Annotated in this window: 16 protein-coding genes; 12 read left to right on the plus strand and 4 right to left on the minus strand. The window is 64.9% G+C overall.

The genetic code is table 11. The features are described 5' to 3' along the window. Positions 1–10: 10 nt before the first annotated feature. The 8 genes from ASD45_RS03100 (at position 11) to phnE (ASD45_RS03135) (ending at position 7,322) form a co-directional block, all read left to right on the plus strand. On the plus strand, positions 11–466 hold the full coding sequence (locus ASD45_RS03100; RefSeq protein ID WP_056910142.1) for a GtrA family protein: 456 nt from the start codon (positions 11–13) through the stop codon (positions 464–466). A gap of 23 nt (positions 467–489) precedes the next feature. Continuing rightward, complete coding sequence (locus tag ASD45_RS03105) at positions 490–1,731, plus strand: threonine synthase (protein ID WP_056910143.1); 1,242 nt, start codon at positions 490–492, stop codon at positions 1,729–1,731. A gap of 251 nt (positions 1,732–1,982) precedes the next feature. Continuing rightward, positions 1,983–2,285 carry a hypothetical protein gene (locus ASD45_RS03110; RefSeq protein ID WP_056910144.1) on the plus strand — a complete coding sequence of 101 codons (303 nt, stop codon included), beginning with the start codon at positions 1,983–1,985 and terminating at the stop codon, positions 2,283–2,285. Positions 2,286–2,468: 183 nt separating this feature from the next. Beyond that, on the plus strand, positions 2,469–3,749 hold the full coding sequence (locus tag ASD45_RS03115; RefSeq protein ID WP_056910145.1) for a cystathionine gamma-synthase family protein: 1,281 nt from the start codon (positions 2,469–2,471) through the stop codon (positions 3,747–3,749). A 101-nt stretch (positions 3,750–3,850) separates the two neighbouring features. After that, positions 3,851–4,828 (plus strand): phosphate/phosphite/phosphonate ABC transporter substrate-binding protein, encoded by a 978-nt coding sequence (gene phnD / locus ASD45_RS03120; protein ID WP_056910146.1) that lies wholly within the window; start codon positions 3,851–3,853, stop codon positions 4,826–4,828. Between the two features lie 13 nt (positions 4,829–4,841). Further along, positions 4,842–5,693, plus strand: a complete 852-nt coding sequence (gene phnC / locus ASD45_RS03125) for a phosphonate ABC transporter ATP-binding protein (RefSeq protein ID WP_056910147.1) — start codon at positions 4,842–4,844, stop codon at positions 5,691–5,693. Between the two features lies 1 nt (position 5,694). After that, positions 5,695–6,510 carry a phosphonate ABC transporter, permease protein PhnE gene (phnE, locus tag ASD45_RS03130; protein WP_056910148.1) on the plus strand — a complete coding sequence of 272 codons (816 nt, stop codon included), beginning with the start codon at positions 5,695–5,697 and terminating at the stop codon, positions 6,508–6,510. Continuing rightward, complete coding sequence (gene phnE, locus ASD45_RS03135; protein WP_056910149.1) at positions 6,510–7,322, plus strand: phosphonate ABC transporter, permease protein PhnE; 813 nt, start codon at positions 6,510–6,512, stop codon at positions 7,320–7,322. The genes phnE (ASD45_RS03130) and phnE (ASD45_RS03135) overlap by 1 nt, the downstream gene beginning before the upstream one ends. Before the next feature lie 12 nt (positions 7,323–7,334). Here the strand turns inward: phnE (ASD45_RS03135) and hisG are convergent, their stop codons facing one another. Both hisG and ASD45_RS03145 read right to left on the minus strand, forming a co-directional pair. Then, a complete protein-coding gene (hisG, locus tag ASD45_RS03140) occupies positions 7,335–8,306 on the minus strand; it encodes an ATP phosphoribosyltransferase (protein ID WP_056910150.1) in 972 nt (323 codons plus the stop codon). Next, positions 8,303–9,466 (minus strand): ATP phosphoribosyltransferase regulatory subunit, encoded by a 1,164-nt coding sequence (locus ASD45_RS03145; protein ID WP_056910151.1) that lies wholly within the window; start codon positions 9,464–9,466, stop codon positions 8,303–8,305. The genes hisG and ASD45_RS03145 overlap by 4 nt, the downstream gene beginning before the upstream one ends. Before the next feature lie 249 nt (positions 9,467–9,715). Between ASD45_RS03145 and ASD45_RS03150 the strand changes: the two genes are divergently transcribed. The 3 genes from ASD45_RS03150 (at position 9,716) to ASD45_RS03160 (ending at position 11,316) form a co-directional block, all read left to right on the plus strand. Next, the gene (locus ASD45_RS03150; RefSeq protein ID WP_056910152.1) at positions 9,716–10,204 is read left to right on the plus strand and encodes a nuclear transport factor 2 family protein; all 489 of its coding nucleotides are present in this window, start codon (positions 9,716–9,718) and stop codon (positions 10,202–10,204) included. After that, positions 10,201–10,686 (plus strand): nuclear transport factor 2 family protein, encoded by a 486-nt coding sequence (locus tag ASD45_RS03155; RefSeq protein WP_056910153.1) that lies wholly within the window; start codon positions 10,201–10,203, stop codon positions 10,684–10,686. The genes ASD45_RS03150 and ASD45_RS03155 overlap by 4 nt, the downstream gene beginning before the upstream one ends. 102 nt (positions 10,687–10,788) lie before the next feature. Beyond that, a complete protein-coding gene (locus ASD45_RS03160) occupies positions 10,789–11,316 on the plus strand; it encodes a DUF3617 family protein (RefSeq protein WP_056910154.1) in 528 nt (175 codons plus the stop codon). 1 nt (position 11,317) lies between these two features. Here ASD45_RS03160 and ASD45_RS03165 read toward each other — a convergent pair whose 3' ends face one another. Both ASD45_RS03165 and hisS read right to left on the minus strand, forming a co-directional pair. Beyond that, positions 11,318–11,500 (minus strand): hypothetical protein, encoded by a 183-nt coding sequence (locus tag ASD45_RS03165; protein WP_056910155.1) that lies wholly within the window; start codon positions 11,498–11,500, stop codon positions 11,318–11,320. A 135-nt stretch (positions 11,501–11,635) separates the two neighbouring features. Further along, entirely contained in the window at positions 11,636–13,147 is a 1,512-nt protein-coding gene (hisS, locus tag ASD45_RS03170) for a histidine--tRNA ligase (protein WP_056910156.1), read from the minus strand. A 139-nt stretch (positions 13,148–13,286) separates the two neighbouring features. Between hisS and ASD45_RS03175 the strand changes: the two genes are divergently transcribed. Next, on the plus strand, positions 13,287–14,630 hold the full coding sequence (locus ASD45_RS03175; protein ID WP_056910157.1) for an aspartate aminotransferase family protein: 1,344 nt from the start codon (positions 13,287–13,289) through the stop codon (positions 14,628–14,630). The last annotated feature ends 39 nt before the right edge of the window (positions 14,631–14,669 follow it).

The following is a 14,669-nucleotide window of genomic DNA, read 5'->3' on the forward strand; positions in this document are numbered from 1 at the left end:
TGGAGGCGGCATGAATTCGTCGCTCGAAAATCTCCGCGAACGGCTGCGCGTCGCCTGGGCCGAACGCGCCGTGGCCGTGAAAGCCATCAGCTTCGCGCTCATCGGCGTCGTCAACTCCGCGATCGATTTCGCGGTGTTTTCCTTCGCCTACTATTTCCTGGCGCTGCCGATCCTGGTGTCGAACAGCATGGCCTGGGTGGTCGCCGTCACCGCCTCCTATGTGATGAATTCGACTATCACCTTCGCCACCGAGTCCGGCCGCAAGCTGGCCTTCGACCGCTATTTCGGCTTTGCGCTGTCGCAGTTCGCCGGCTTCCTGGCCAACACGCTGACGGTGTGGTGCATCGTCGAACTCGCCCACATGCCGGCCTGGGGCGGCAAACTGGTGGCGATCTTCGTCAGCTTCGCCGTCAATTTCTCTCTCTCGCATTTCGTCGTGTTCAGAAAGCGCGAGACCGCCGAGTAACAAGCCCCGCGAGGGAGTTGCAGATGCGCCACGACGATAATCTGACGGCCGATCGGCCGACCTTCGTCACGCATCTCGAATGCTCGATGACCGGCGAGCGCCACGAGGCCGACCAGGTCCATAATTTGTCGCGCGCCGGCAAGCCGCTTCTGGTGCGCTACGACCTTGCCGGCGTGAAGAAGGCGCTGACCAAGGACGCGCTGGCCAACCGGCCGGCCGATCTTTGGCGCTATCGGGAATTGCTTCCGGTTCGGCGCAAGGAAGACATCGTCAGCCTCGGCGAGGTGATGACGCCGATGGTGCCGATGCCGAAACTGTCGAGGAAGCTCGGCGGCGGCGAGATCCTGGTCAAGGACGAAGGCCGGCTGCCGACCGGCTCGTTCAAGGCGCGCGGGCTCGTGATGGCGGTGTCGATGGCGAAAGCGCTCGGCATCAAGCACATGGCGATGCCGACCAATGGCAACGCCGGCGCGGCGCTCGCCGCCTATGCCTCACACTGCGGCATCAAGACGACGATCTTCTGCCCCGAGGACACGCCGGAGGTGAATGTCAGCGAGATCGCGTTGCAGGGCGCGACCGTGTACCGCGTCAACGGGCTGATCGACGACTGCGGCAAGATCGTCGGCGAGGGCAAGGCAAAGGTCGGCTGGTTCGACACCTCGACGCTGAAGGAGCCCTATCGCATCGAGGGCAAGAAAACGATGGGCCTCGAACTCGCCGAACAACTCGGTTGGGATGTGCCTGACGCGATTTTCTATCCGACCGGCGGCGGCACCGGCCTGATCGGCATGTGGAAGGCGTTCGACGAACTGGAGAAGATCGGCTTCATAGGCAGCAAGCGCCCGCGCATGATCGCGGTGCAGGCGGCCGGCTGTGCGCCGATGGTCAAGGCCTTCGACGAGGGCAAGGAGCACGCGCCGCGCTGGGAGAACGCGCACACCATCGCCTCCGGCATTCGCGTGCCACAGGCCGTCGGCGACTTCCTCATCCTGCGGGCCGTTCGCGAGAGCGGTGGCTTCGCCATTGCGGTGGAAGACCCGGCGATTGAAGTGGCGCTCGACGAGATGGCGCGCGAGGAGGGCTTCCTGTTGTGCCCCGAGGGCGCCGCGACCTACGCCGCCTACAAGCAGGCGCTCGCCGACGGTCGCATCAAGAACACCGACCGCGTCGTGCTGTTCAACTGCGCCAGCGGCCTCAAATATCCGCTGCCGAAAAGCGAGAAGAAGCTCGATCGCCTCAAGCCGATCGACTACGGGGCGCTCTGAGTCTTCTCGCCTTCGTCCGGTATCGGATCTCGAACGGATTCCGATCCGCCGCAGGTTTATGCCGCCGCTACGCGGCAGCTACGCCGCGGCTATGCAGTCCGCTGCATATTAAAGACCGTTTTATCGTTTCAGCCGCGCTGCCGCCTTCTAGGTTCACAGGCAATTGCGGCGCGATCGCGCAGGTGTTGTCGGTTCGATGAACCGCAAAGCGCGGCCGCCGCGTGACCTTTGGGGGCGTCACGGAGCCAGATATGCGTTGCCTGACCTTGGCCGTCATTGCCGTGACAGCAGGGATTGTTACCCCTTGCTTTGCCGAAGACTCCTTCACCCAAACCTGGCATCCGCTGAGCGAAAGCGCCTCGGCCAAAATCGCTGCGGATGCGCCGACCTATGACGAGTGCTTCCGGCTTGGCTGGATGCGCGGCGTCCACGTCGAACGCGACGAGTGGGATGACTTCTATCAGCAGTGCATGGAGGGCGAGGTGCCGTTCGAGAGCGGCATGGCGGTGGATTCGGTTAAACTCGAGCACGGCGAGCACCCGCCGCATTCCTGACCCCGGATGGCGCAAGACGAAAGCGTTCGGCGTCGCTCGAGGCGCCGGATGGCTTTCGTGCAGACCGGAAAATGGCCGCAGCACCATCGGGGCGCGGCAGGCGGGCCGCTGCCTTGCTGCCATCGACCAACCTTGCGCGCGCGGGTAAGTTGCGTCAGCCCGGCAGCACGGAAGGAAACCGCCATGGCCGCCCCACGAGTCTCCAAGACCAAGATCGGCAACCACGTGCTGAAGCCCGAGACCCTGATGCTCGGCTATGGCTACGATCCCATGCTGTCCGAAGGGGCGGTGAAACCGCCGGTGTTTCTGACGTCCACCTTTGTGTTCGGCTCGGCGGAAGAGGGCCGCGATTTCTTCGATTACGTGTCGGGCCGCAAGAAGCCGCCGGCCGGCACCGGCGCCGGTCTGGTCTATTCCCGGTTCAATCACCCCAACAGTGAAATTGTCGAAGACCGGCTCGCGGTTTACGAAGGCGCGGAATCTGCCATCCTGTTTTCTTCGGGCATGTCGGCGATTTCGACATCGCTGATGGCCTATGCGCGTCCCGGCGACGTGATCGTGCATTCGCAGCCGCTGTACGGCGGCACCGAAACCTTGCTGACCAAGACATTCGCGCAGTTCGGCATCAAGTCTGTGCCGTTTGACGACGGCGTCAGCGAAAAGGCCATTCGCGCGGCGCTTGCCGCGGCGCAAAAGCTGGGCCGTGTCGCGGTCGTGCTGGTCGAGACACCGTCCAATCCGACCAATACGCTTGTCGATATCGCCTTGGTGCGCCGTCTCGCCGATGAGGTCGGCGCGGCGCAAGGCCATCGGCCGATTATCGCCTGCGATAACACGCTGCTGGGACCGGTGTTTCAGCGCCCCCTCGATTTCGGCGCCGATCTGTCGCTCTACTCGCTGACCAAATATGTTGGCGGCCATTCGGATTTGATCGCGGGTGCCGCGCTCGGCAGCCAGGCGGTGATCGGACCCGTCAAGGCGCTACGCAGCGCGATCGGTACCCAGCTCGACCCGCATTCGTGCTGGATGCTCGGCCGTTCGCTCGAGACGCTGGCGCTGCGCATGGAGAAGTCCAATGCGAACGCGAAGATCGTCGCGGAATTCCTGCGCGATCACCCGCGGGTGGAGAAGGTGCACTACCTGCCGTTCCTCGGCGACGGCGCGGCCCGCGCCACCTATGAGCGCCAGTGCACCGGGGCAGGCTCGACCTTCTCATTCGATATCAAGGGCGGACAGGCGGAAGCCTTCGCCTTCCTCAATGCGCTCCAAGTGTTCAAGCTCGCTGTCAGTCTCGGCGGCACCGAGTCGCTGGCCAGCCACCCGGCGGCAATGACGCACTCAGGCGTGCCGGCGGAGGTGCGGGCCCGCATCGGCGTGCTCGAGACGACGATCCGTCTGTCCGTCGGCATCGAGCACCCGGACGATCTCGTCGCCGACATCGCGCAAGCGCTGGCCCAGGGCTGAGTGCGCCGGCACTGCCGCGATACTCTTACTTGTGTGTTGGGCGGCCGATGCTAAGCTTCCCGCAAATTCCGGGTTCACGGAAACTACAAATGGGGGGAACTATGGCACGCCATATCGGAACGCTCGCTGCGTTGTTCGCGGCCTATGTGATCGGCACCGCAGCGGCGCCGACGCAAGCTCAGGCGCAGGATTGCCAACGCGGCGCGCTTGACGCGGCGTATTGCGATGCCGATGGCGACATGGTGGCGGATACGCCGACCGATCCGAAGCAGCGCGTCAATCCTTCGGTTCTGGTATTTGCGTATACCCCGGTCGAAGACCCTGCCGTCTACGGCAAGGTCTGGGATGGCTTCATCAAGCACATGGAAAAAACGACCGGCAAGAAGGTCGTGTTCTTCCCGGTACAATCCAACGCCGCCGAGATCGAGGCGATGCGCTCGGGCCGCCTGCATATCGCGGGCTTCAACACCGGATCGAATCCGATCGCGGTGAATTGCGCCGGCTTCGTGCCCTTCGCCATCATGGGCGGGAAAAACGGCGAATTCGGCTACGAGATGGAAATCATCGTGCCGGCCGACAGCGCCATCAAGTCGCCGGCCGATCTGAAGGGCAAGAAGATCGCCTTCACCGAGCCGACCTCCAACTCCGGCTTCAAGGCGCCGTCGGCGATCCTGAAGGCGGATTTCAATCTGGAGAAGGACCGCGACTACACCGCGGCATTCTCCGGCAAGCACGACAATTCGGTGATCGGCGTTGCCAACAAGGATTATGAAGCCGCTGCCATCGCCAACGAGGTGATGTTCCGCATGTTCGCGCGCAACGTCGTGGACAAGGCGAAGATCCGCACGATCTACAAATCCGAGACCTTCCCGACGACCGGCTATGGCGTCGCGCATAATCTTGATCCGGCGCTGACCGAGAAGATCAAGCAGGCCTTCTTCACCTTCCCCTGGGAAGGCTCGGCGCTGAAGGCCGAGTTCAAGGAGCAGGACCGCTTCGTGCCGATCACCTACAAGAAGGACTGGAACGTCATCCGCAAGATCGACGCGGCGAACGGCGTGAAGTATTCGTGCAAGTAGCCAGTCCGGGCCCATGCTGCGCATCCGCGGACTGACCAAGCGCTACCGCACCGGCGATCTGGCGCTCGACAAGATCGATCTCGACGTCGCGCAGGGCGAGGTCGTCGCGCTGATCGGGCCGTCGGGCGCCGGCAAGTCGACGCTGATCCGCTGCATCAACCGGCTCGTCGAGCCGACCGCCGGCACGATCGCGCTCAACGGCGTCGAACTCACCACCTTGGGCAAGGGCGCGCTGCGGCGCGCCCGCCGCAAGCTCGGCATGATCTTCCAGGAATACGCGCTGGTTGAGCGGCTGACGGTGATGGAAAACGTGCTCAGCGGCCGGCTCGGCTATGTCGGCTTCTGGCGCAGCTACATGCGCAAGTTTCCGCAGGCCGATATCGACGAAGCCTTCCGGCTGCTGGCGCGCGTCGGCCTCGATCACATGGTCGACAAGCGCGCCGACGCATTGTCGGGCGGCCAACGGCAACGCGTCGGCATCTGCCGCGCGCTCATCCAGAATCCGGATCTGTTGCTGGTCGATGAGCCGACCGCCTCGCTCGATCCGAAGACGTCGCGGCAGATCATGCGGCTGATCACCGAGCTGTGCCGCGAGCGCAACCTGTCGGCCATCGTCAATATCCACGACGTGCAGCTCGCGCAGATGTTCGCCTCGCGCATTGTCGGCCTCAGGCAAGGCATCATCGTCTATGACGGAGCGCCGGACGGCCTGACGTCGGACGTCCTGACCCGCATCTACGGCGAGGAAGACTGGTCGGCGACCACCAAGCGATCGCCGGAAGCCGACGAGGACGCCGACCACGAAGAGCCTGGCGCGCTGGAGCCGGCGCCGCTCGATCGCGACCGTATGGCGGGGCTGACGTGACATGAGCGCCGCCAATGCAGCGTCCGCCGTGCCGCGGGTCTGGCGCAAGCCGCCGCTGATCAAGAGCGCGGCTCTGCGCTGGGGCATCGGCATCGCCGTGGCGCTCTATCTTGCCGCCGCCTTCGGCACCACCGAGGTGAACTGGGGCCGCGTCTGGGAAGGGCTGCCGCGCGGCGCGCGCTTCTTCGCCGCGTTCTTTCCGCCCGACTTCACCACGCGCTCGTCCGAGATATTTGACGGCATTCTCGAGAGCATCTGGATGACGGTGGTCGCCACGGCGATCGGCATCGTACTGTCGATTCCGGTCGGGCTCGGCGCAGCCAAGAACATCGCGCCGGCGCCGGTCTATTATATCTGCCGCGGCTTCCTGGCCGTGTCGCGCAGCTTCCAGGAAATCATCCTGGCGATCTTCTTCGTCAAGCTGTTCGGCTTCGGGCCGTTCGCCGGCGTGGTGACGCTGGCCTTCGCCACCATCGGTTTCTACGGCAAGCTGCTCGCCGAGGACATCGAGGACATGGACTCCAGCCAGGCCGAAGCCGTGCGCGCGACCGGCGCGAGCTGGCTGCAATGGGTCAATTTCGGCATCCAGCCGCAGGTGTTGCCGCGCATGCTCGGGCTGGCGCTGTACCGCGTCGACATCAATTTCCGCGAGTCGGCGGTGGTCGGCATCGTCGGCGCCGGCGGCATCGGCGCCACGCTCGACACCGCCTTCAACCGTTACGAATTCGATTCCGCCGCCGCCATCCTGCTCGTCATCATCGCCATCGTGATGCTGATGGAATATTTTTCCGGCTTCGTCCGGCGCTGGGTGCAGTGATGACGGTCGCGATCCGGGACGGCCTGAAAGTCTGGCAGCGGCGCGAGCGGGCCGCGCAGTTCGCCATCTGGGCCGCGTGGCTCGTCGGCGTCGCCGTCCTCGTGGTGAGCTGGAGCTTCATCAGCGAGAAGACGATCTGGCCGTTCGTGCTCGACGCGCCGCAACAGGCGGCCGATCTCGGCGTCCGCATGGTGCCGCCTGACTGGAGCTCTATCGGTCAACTGTGGCGGCCAATGTGGGACACCATCAACATGGCGACGCTCGGCACGCTCATGGGCGTGGCGCTGGCGGTGCCGGTCGCCTATTGCGCGGCGCGCAACACCACGCCGAGCGCCGTGCTGCGGCCGATCGCAATGTTCATCATCGTGGCGTCGCGGTCGATCAATTCGCTGATCTGGGCGCTGATGCTGGTGACGATCATCGGCCCCGGCGTGCTCGCCGGCATGATCGCGATCGGGCTGCGTTCGATCGGTTTCTGCGCCAAACTGCTTTATGAGGCGATCGAGGAGATCGACGAGTCGCAGGTGGAAGCGGTGCGCGCCACCGGCGCGAGCGCGGCGCAGGTCACGGCCTATGGCGTCGTGCCGCAGGTAATGCCGGCCTTCGCCGGCATCTCCGTGTTCCGCTGGGACATCAATATCCGCGAGTCGACCGTGCTCGGCCTCGTCGGCGCGGGCGGCATCGGCCTGCCGTTGAATTCGGCGATCACGACCTTGGCGTGGACCAAGGTGTCGCTGATTCTGCTGGTGATCATCGCCAGTGTCGTGCTCAGCGAGTGGGTCTCAGCCAAGGTCCGCCAGGCCATCATCTGACGCCGTGACGACCTAGAGCGCGGCTTCCAGCTTGGCGTACAGCGGGTTGTCCTTCGAGAACACGTAATCGAGGTCCGCGACCGCGACCGCTTCGGCGCCGCGCTCGCGCAGGAACGACGTCAGCGCATAGACTTCGGCGGGCGGGCAATGCAGCGTCAGCATGCCCGACGAGGTCGGTCCGCCGAACGGCGTCGCCACCCCGAATTTCGCTTTGGCGTCGTCGACCAGCTTGCCGTCGCAGGCGGCAAAGCGCGAGCGCACCTCGCGGAAGGCGCGGGCGCGCGCCTGCGCCGCGATGCGGTCGAGGATGACGCGCGCGGTGTCGCGCTGCTCAGCGGTCCATTCCGCCTTGCGCGAGGCGACGAGATTGGCCTGCGAGCGCAGGATGACGCCGTCATCGACGATCTTCAGCGCATTGGCCGCGAGCGTCGCACCGGTGGTGGTGATGTCGACGATCAGTTCGGCAGTGCCGGCGGCCGGCGCCCCTTCGGTGGCGCCGGCGCTCTCGACGATGCGATAGTCGATGACGCCGTGCGCGGAGAAGAACTCGCGCGTCAGGTTGATGTATTTGGTCGCGACCCGCATCTTGCGGCCGTGATGCTGGCGGAAGCCGGTGGCGACGTCGTCGATGTCGGCCATGGTGCGGACGTCGATCCAGGCCTGCGGCACGGCGACGATGACATTGGCAAAACCGAAGCCGAGCGGCTCGATGAGCACGACGCGCGCATCGGCATCGGCGATCTGCTCGCGGATCAGGTCTTCGCCGGTGACCCCCATGTGGACGCTGCCGGCGGCGAGTTGCGCGGTAATTTCCCCGGCCGAAAGATAGGCGACCTCGACGCCGTCGAGTCCGGCCACGGCGCCGCGATAGTCGCGAGCGCCGCGCGGCTTGACCAGTTGCAGTCCGGACCGAGCGAAGAACGCTTCAGCGTTTTCCTGCAGCCGCCCCTTGGCCGGCACGGCGAGAACGAGCGGCGCGGTCATTGGCCGCCTCCATAGATGGCGAGGCGTTCGATCCAGACCGAGAAGCCGACGGCCGGAATTGGCGCGGCGGCGCCCAGCCGCGTCAGCAGCCCGTCATAGCGTCCGCCGGCGACCAGCGGATCGCCGGTGCGACTGGGATCGGTGAGTTCGAAGACGAAGCCGGTGTAGTAATCGAAACCGCGACCGAAGGCCGTGGAGAACTGGACGCGCTTCAGGTCGATGTCGCGCGCGGCGAGAAACCCGTTGCGGCTTTCCAGCAGATCGAGCGCGGGCCCAAGTTCGCCGGCGAGATTGGCATCGGTGGCAAGCGCGCGCAGTTCGGCTGCGGCGTCGTCGGGATCGCCCGCGATGGCGAGGAAGCGCTCGATCAGGCCGCGCACGTCGCGCGGCAACTTGGTCGAGGCGCCGAGCGCGGATTGCTCGAGGAAGCGGTCGGCGATCTCGGCGACCGAGCGGCCGCCTACGGCGGTAATGCCGGCGATCGACAAAAGGTCAGTCACCAGTGCATGCGCGCCTTTCGGATCGGAGCCCGCCAGCGCGGCGAGCACGCCCTGATACTCCGGACGGCCATTGTTGCCACCGAGCATCAGGCGGTCGAGGTCCTGCGCCAGATTGGTCTTGCGGTTGAAATCCTTGATCAGGCGGCGCTTCCACGCCGGCGCCAAATCGAGCGCGGCGATCAGCGCGGCGAACAATGCGACGTCGCCGGTGCGGATATCCGGGATGGCAAGACCGTAACTGGCGGTGGTTTCCAGTCCGAGCGCGAGCATTTCCGCGTCAGCGGCGGCGTGATCGGTCCGGCCGAAACTCTCGATGCCGGCCTGCAGAAATTCTGCCGGGCCGTCGGCGCGGTGACGGAAGACGGGGCCGAGATAGGAGAACGAGGCCGGCTGGCCGGCGTTCGCCGATGCGAGGTAATCGCGCGACACCGGGATGGTGAGGTCGGGGCGCAGGCAGAGTTCGGAGCCGCCGGGCGCCGTGGTCAGAAACATGCGGCGGCGGATGTCCTCGCCGGACAGGTCGAGAAACGGCTCAGCCGGCTGCAGGATCGACGGCGACACGCGGGCATAGCCGGCGCGCTCATAGGAGGCGACGAGCGCTTCCGCGCGCGCATCCGGGGCACCCGCCCGCAGGCCCAATTGTTCGAGATTCGCGTCCATTTCCGTCCTGGATCCCACCACGTCGCCGGCCCTTTAGCACGTCAGGTTTAAGGTTTCGACGACGAAAGCCGGCCGCCGTTAACGGTGCGGCTCGGTAAACGTCTGGTGTCGTTAACAAATTTTCCGCGTTGGTCCGCCTTGGTAATTTTCCGCGGTGCCGGGCCGCTGGCCGGATAAATCGCTGCGTTGTGGGTAAGAAAATTTCAACGTAAGGCGGCTTCACTGGGTACAGGAGGCCAGTGTGCCGAGATGACCTATGTCGTGGCCCAAGAGGTGGTGGACGCTTTCTACGACGCTTTCGTGAAGCCGGATGGCGACAAGCTTGCCCAACTGGTTCACGACGACGTCCGCTGGACCACGCGCGGCCCGATCGGTGTCTTGAGCTTCTGCGGTACGCATCACGGCAAGTCGCAGGTTCTGGAACTGGCGACCCAGACACTTCCCACTGTGTTCAGCGACATCCGGTTGGTGCGCGAGTCGCTGGTCATCGAAGGCGACCGCGCCGCGGCCCTGAATTTTCAGACGGCGCGGCGGCGCGCCGACGGTCGCACCATCACTTATCGCTTCGCTCACTTCTTCCGCTTCAAAGACGACAAAGTGATCGAAACGATCACCATCATCGACAGCTTCAACGCCGCCGAGCAGGTGCTCGGCCATGCGCTGCCGATCGACAGCGCGAGCGCAGTCACGCCGCCCGACGCTCTGGCGGGCGAAGTCAACGATCTGGTGTTCCTGTGACGCTGGCGCCCGATGCAACGGAACACGTGGTCGATCGCTCGCTCATCGAGGCCTATTTCGACGCCTTCGCGGCGCGCGATACCGACACCTTCGCAACTTATCTGCATGACAACGTGCGCTGGATGATCAGCGGGCCGGTGGATGTCATCCCGTATTGCGGCGTTCATGTCGGCAAGGCCGCGGTCATCGACGTGATGGCGCGCCGGGCCCGCAATGTCCTGAAAGTCAGCAATGTCGTTCGCGAACATTTTCTGGTGCAGGGCAATCGCGGCGCCGCGCTGACGCGCATGACCGCGACGCTGACGGCGGACGGCCGCATCGTGAGCTACCGCATTGCCAACTTCTTCCGATTTCAGGACGGCAAGCTGATCGATAACGTGTCCTTGCTCGACAGTTTCGATGCCGCCGAACAGGTGCTCGGCCATTCCATCGATCTGGATGACGCGCCGCCGCTGGCGAACGGCAACATCGTCGTTCTCTGACACTTCGACACTGTGATGGCCGTCACGTCGCGACCGGGCGGCGCTGCGCTAGCATTCGTGCGGGACAAGCGCCGGTCCCGCCCCATCGATGGGAGATCGAGCATGCGCCATTTGTCCGCTATCGCCGTCGCGCTCTTCGCCGCAGCGCCTGCCATAACAACCGCGCTGGCCCTCGATATGCCGACCCGCAAGGCCGGTCTCTGGGAGTTGAAGCTGGACTTCGTCGGCCGCAACCTGCCGGGGCAGACCATGCAGCAATGCGTCGATGCCGCGACCGACAAACTGATGAACCAGGCTTTTGGCGGCACCACCAAGGAGGCCTGCAGCCGGCAGGACGTCTCCAACGCCGGCGGCGTCATGACTATCGACAGCGTTTGCAAGTTCGGTCCCGCCACCGTGACGACGCACTCGACCGTTTCCGGCAGCTTCGACAGCGCCTATTCGGTGGACGTCGAATCCTCGCGCGAGGGCGGCCCGCCGGTGCCCGGCGGGTCCAGGAATCACACCCGGATCGCGGCGAAATGGCTCGGACCATGCGCCAGCGGCCAGAAGCCGGGCGACATCATCATGGCGAACGGCATGAAAATGAATGTGCTCGAAATGGCGCCGCCCGCCGCGCCGCGCCGCTAGCTCAATGGTGCGCGGTTTCGGCAGCGCTTTCGGATTTGGCGGCGCCGCCGATGTCGTCGCGACCCGCTTTGTCGGGAACGGCTGAAGGCGCGACGGACGGGCTCGTTACGGTGCGCGGCTTCGGCGCCGACCCGGTCTGGCGTTGCATGGCCATTGGAATGGGATAAGCCCAGCGATCATCCATGGACCGACTCCCCACTTTATTGTTGGTTGGATCGGTGCGGATAATGCGCCGGAACGGGTTTCGTTCCGCGCGTCGTAACGGATTTCAGTTGCTGCAGCGTTACCGGTTTATGACGCGGTTATGAAATGGCACACGTCAGGAAGCGGCGCGCGCCAGCACCTTGCGCACGGCCTCGACAAGGTCAGCTTCGTTGACCGAAAACTGCGCCTCGGCCTGCTTCTTCAGATAATCCTCGCGGTCGCCAGCATTTTCGGCCGCCAGTTCGGCGCCGAGGATCAGATCCTTGATGACGACCTGGCCGGCCGCCTTTTCGTCCGAGCCCTGAATGATGGCGCAGGGACTGTTGCGCTTGTCGGCGTATTTGAGCTGCTGGCCGACATTGTTCTTCGGATTGCCGAGATAGAGTTCGGCGCGGATATTTGCCTGGCGCAGCGCGGAGACCATTTTCTGGTAATCGGCGACACGGTCGCGGTCGAAGATGGTGACGAGAACAGGACCGGGCGCGGGCTTGTTCGACAGTTTGCCGAGCGCGGTCAGCGCGGCCTGTAGCCGCGACACGCCGATGGAGAAGCCGGTGGCGGGCACCGGCTGGCCCATGAAGCGCGACACGAGGCCGTCGTAGCGGCCACCGCCGCCAACCGAACCGAAGCGGATCGGGCGGCCCTTTTCGTCCTTCACCTCGAAGGTGAGTTCAACCTCGTAGACCGGGCCGGTGTAATATTCGAGACCGCGGACCACCGACGAGTCGATGCGAACGCGGCCATCGTCGTAACCGGCGGCGTTGATCAGATCGGCGATGCCGCGCAATTCATTGACGCCGTCGAGGCCGGCATTCGAGCCCGAGACCAGCGCTTCCATCTGGTCGAGCATTTGCGGCACGTTGTGCGTCTCGACGCGCAGGAAGCCGAGCACGGTGTCGCAGGCTTTCTCGTCGAGACCGGCGCCCTTGGTGAAGTCGCCGCTGTCGTCCTTGCGGCCGGGGCCGAGGAGGTCGCGCACGCCGTCGAGACCGAGGCGATCGAGCTTGTCGATCGCGCGCAGCACGGTGAGGCGGCGTCCCGCATTGGCGTCACCGCCGAGGTCGATAGCTTCGAGGATGCCGTCGAGCACCTTGCGATTGGAGACCTTCACCACGTAATCGCCGCGCGGCACGCCGAGCGCTTCCATTGCATCGGCGGCCATCATGCAGACCTCGGCGTCCGCGGCCATGGTGCCGGCGCCGACCGTGTCAGCGTCGAATTGCATGAACTGGCGAAAGCGGCCGGGGCCGGGCTTCTCGTTGCGGAACACCCAGCCGAAGCGGTAGCTGCGATAGGGCAGCGCCAGGTGCTGGTAGTTCTCGGCGACGTAGCGCGCCAGCGGTGCGGTCAGGTCGTAGCGCAGCGACAGCCACTGCTCGTCGTCGTCCTGGAACGAGAACACGCCTTCGTTCGGGCGGTCCTGGTCGGGCAGAAATTTGCCGAGCGCGTCGGTATATTCGATGGCCGGCGTCTCGACCGGCTCAAAGCCGTAGCGCTCGTACACGCCGCGGATGGTCTCGACCATCATGCGCGTCGCGGCGATCTCGGCCGGGCCCCGGTCGGCCAGGCCGCGCGGCAGGCGCGCCTTGAGTTTCTGCGGCTTTTTGCCCGGTTTTGCGTCAGCCATATTTGCTTTGAATATCTGGTGGTGAATTTGCGCGGTGGTAGCAGCCGTTTCCCGCTTTGTCATTATCGTCAAAAGCGGATATCTCAGGGGTCTATCCGATCATCCGCCGCCCGGCGCGGCAGGAAGCGAGTGCACCCCCATGGCCTTGGCCCCGAAAATCGCATCGACCTCCGTCCCCAACGACCTCGAACCCTTCTGGATGCCGTTCACCTCGAACCGGGCCTTCAAGGCACGGCCGCGTATGGTCGCGAGCGCCAAGGGTATGCATTACTTCACGCCGGAAGGTCGCAAGATCATCGACGCATCGGCCGGCCTGTGGTGCACCAATGCCGGCCACAACCGCGATTCCATCGTCGCAGCGATCCAGAAGCAGGCGGCCGAGCTCGACTTCTCGCCGACCTTCCAGTTCGGCCACCCCAAGGCGTTCGAGCTGGCGAGCCGCATCGCCGCGCTGGCGCCGGGCGATCTCGACCACGTGTTCTTCTGCAACTCCGGTTCGGAAGCCGACGATACCGCGATGAAGATCGCGCTGGCCTATCATAAGGCCAAGGGCAACGCCTCGCGCGTGCGCTTCATCGGCCGCGAGCGCGGCTATCACGGTGTCGGCTTCGGCGGCACCTCGATCGGCGGCATGGTCGCCAACCGCAAGCAGTTCGGCACCTTGCTCCCCGGCGTCGATCATCTGCAATCGACCTATAACCGCGCCGAGCAGGCCTTCTCGGTCGGCGAGCCGGAGTGGGGCGAGCATCTCGCCGACGAGCTCGATCGTTTGGTGGCGCTGCACGATGCCTCGACCATCGCCGCCGTGTTCGTCGAGCCGGTGGCCGGTTCGACGGCGGTGCTGCCGCCGCCGAAGGGCTATCTCAAGCGCCTGCGCCAGATCTGCGACAAGCACGGCATTCTGCTGGTGTTCGACGAAGTGATCACCGGGTACGGCCGTCTCGGTCATGCCTTCGCCGCCGAGCGTTACGGCGTGGTGCCGGACCTCATCTGCTTCGCCAAGGGCATCACCTCGGGCTCGGTGCCGATGGGCGGCGTGATCGCGCGCAAGGGCATCTACGATGCCTTCATGAACGGACCGGAGCACGTCATCGAACTGTTCCACGGCTACACCTATTCGGCGCACCCGCTGGCCTGCGCCGCCGGCCTCGCCACGCTCGATCTCTACCGCGACGAAAATCTGTTCGAGCGCGCGCGCAAGCTCGAGCCGGTCTGGGCCGACGCGGTGATGAGCCTGAAGGGTCTCCCGGGCGTTCTCGACATTCGCGTCGTCGGTCTGATGGCGGGCATCGATCTCGCCAGCAAGCCCGACGCGGTTGGCAAGCGCGGTTACGACGCGATGGAAAGCGGCTTCCACGACCACGGTATCATGTTCCGCACGTCGGGCGATGCAATCGCCATGAGCCCGCCGCTGATCGTCACCGAAGAGCAGATCGACGAAATCATCTCCAAGGTGGCGGCGATCATCAAGCAGGGGGCGTAGCCCTCAGCCGCCTACCAAGGACGTCGTCATGGCCGGCCT

It is taken from the genome of Pseudolabrys sp. Root1462, from assembly GCF_001426945.1.
Taxonomy (GTDB): domain Bacteria; phylum Pseudomonadota; class Alphaproteobacteria; order Rhizobiales; family Xanthobacteraceae; genus Pseudolabrys.

Bases quoted from the DNA above. Each gene is read 5' to 3' on its own strand.
- ASD45_RS03100 (WP_056910142.1), top strand. From the start codon at position 11: ATGAATTCGTCGCTCGAAAATCTCCGCGAACGGCTGCGCGTCGCCTGG.
- ASD45_RS03105 (WP_056910143.1), top strand. From the start codon at position 490: ATGCGCCACGACGATAATCTGACGGCCGATCGGCCGACCTTCGTCACG.
- ASD45_RS03110 (WP_056910144.1), top strand. From the start codon at position 1,983: ATGCGTTGCCTGACCTTGGCCGTCATTGCCGTGACAGCAGGGATTGTT.
- ASD45_RS03115 (WP_056910145.1), top strand. From the start codon at position 2,469: ATGGCCGCCCCACGAGTCTCCAAGACCAAGATCGGCAACCACGTGCTG.
- phnD (WP_056910146.1), top strand. From the start codon at position 3,851: ATGGCACGCCATATCGGAACGCTCGCTGCGTTGTTCGCGGCCTATGTG.
- phnC (WP_056910147.1), top strand. From the start codon at position 4,842: ATGCTGCGCATCCGCGGACTGACCAAGCGCTACCGCACCGGCGATCTG.
- phnE (WP_056910148.1), top strand. From the start codon at position 5,695: ATGAGCGCCGCCAATGCAGCGTCCGCCGTGCCGCGGGTCTGGCGCAAG.
- phnE (WP_056910149.1), top strand. From the start codon at position 6,510: ATGACGGTCGCGATCCGGGACGGCCTGAAAGTCTGGCAGCGGCGCGAG.
- hisG (WP_056910150.1), bottom strand. From the start codon at position 8,306: ATGACCGCGCCGCTCGTTCTCGCCGTGCCGGCCAAGGGGCGGCTGCAG.
- ASD45_RS03145 (WP_056910151.1), bottom strand. From the start codon at position 9,466: ATGGACGCGAATCTCGAACAATTGGGCCTGCGGGCGGGTGCCCCGGAT.
- ASD45_RS03150 (WP_056910152.1), top strand. From the start codon at position 9,716: ATGACCTATGTCGTGGCCCAAGAGGTGGTGGACGCTTTCTACGACGCT.
- ASD45_RS03160 (WP_056910154.1), top strand. From the start codon at position 10,789: ATGCGCCATTTGTCCGCTATCGCCGTCGCGCTCTTCGCCGCAGCGCCT.
- ASD45_RS03165 (WP_056910155.1), bottom strand. From the start codon at position 11,500: ATGGATGATCGCTGGGCTTATCCCATTCCAATGGCCATGCAACGCCAG.
- hisS (WP_056910156.1), bottom strand. From the start codon at position 13,147: ATGGCTGACGCAAAACCGGGCAAAAAGCCGCAGAAACTCAAGGCGCGC.
- ASD45_RS03175 (WP_056910157.1), top strand. From the start codon at position 13,287: ATGGCCTTGGCCCCGAAAATCGCATCGACCTCCGTCCCCAACGACCTC.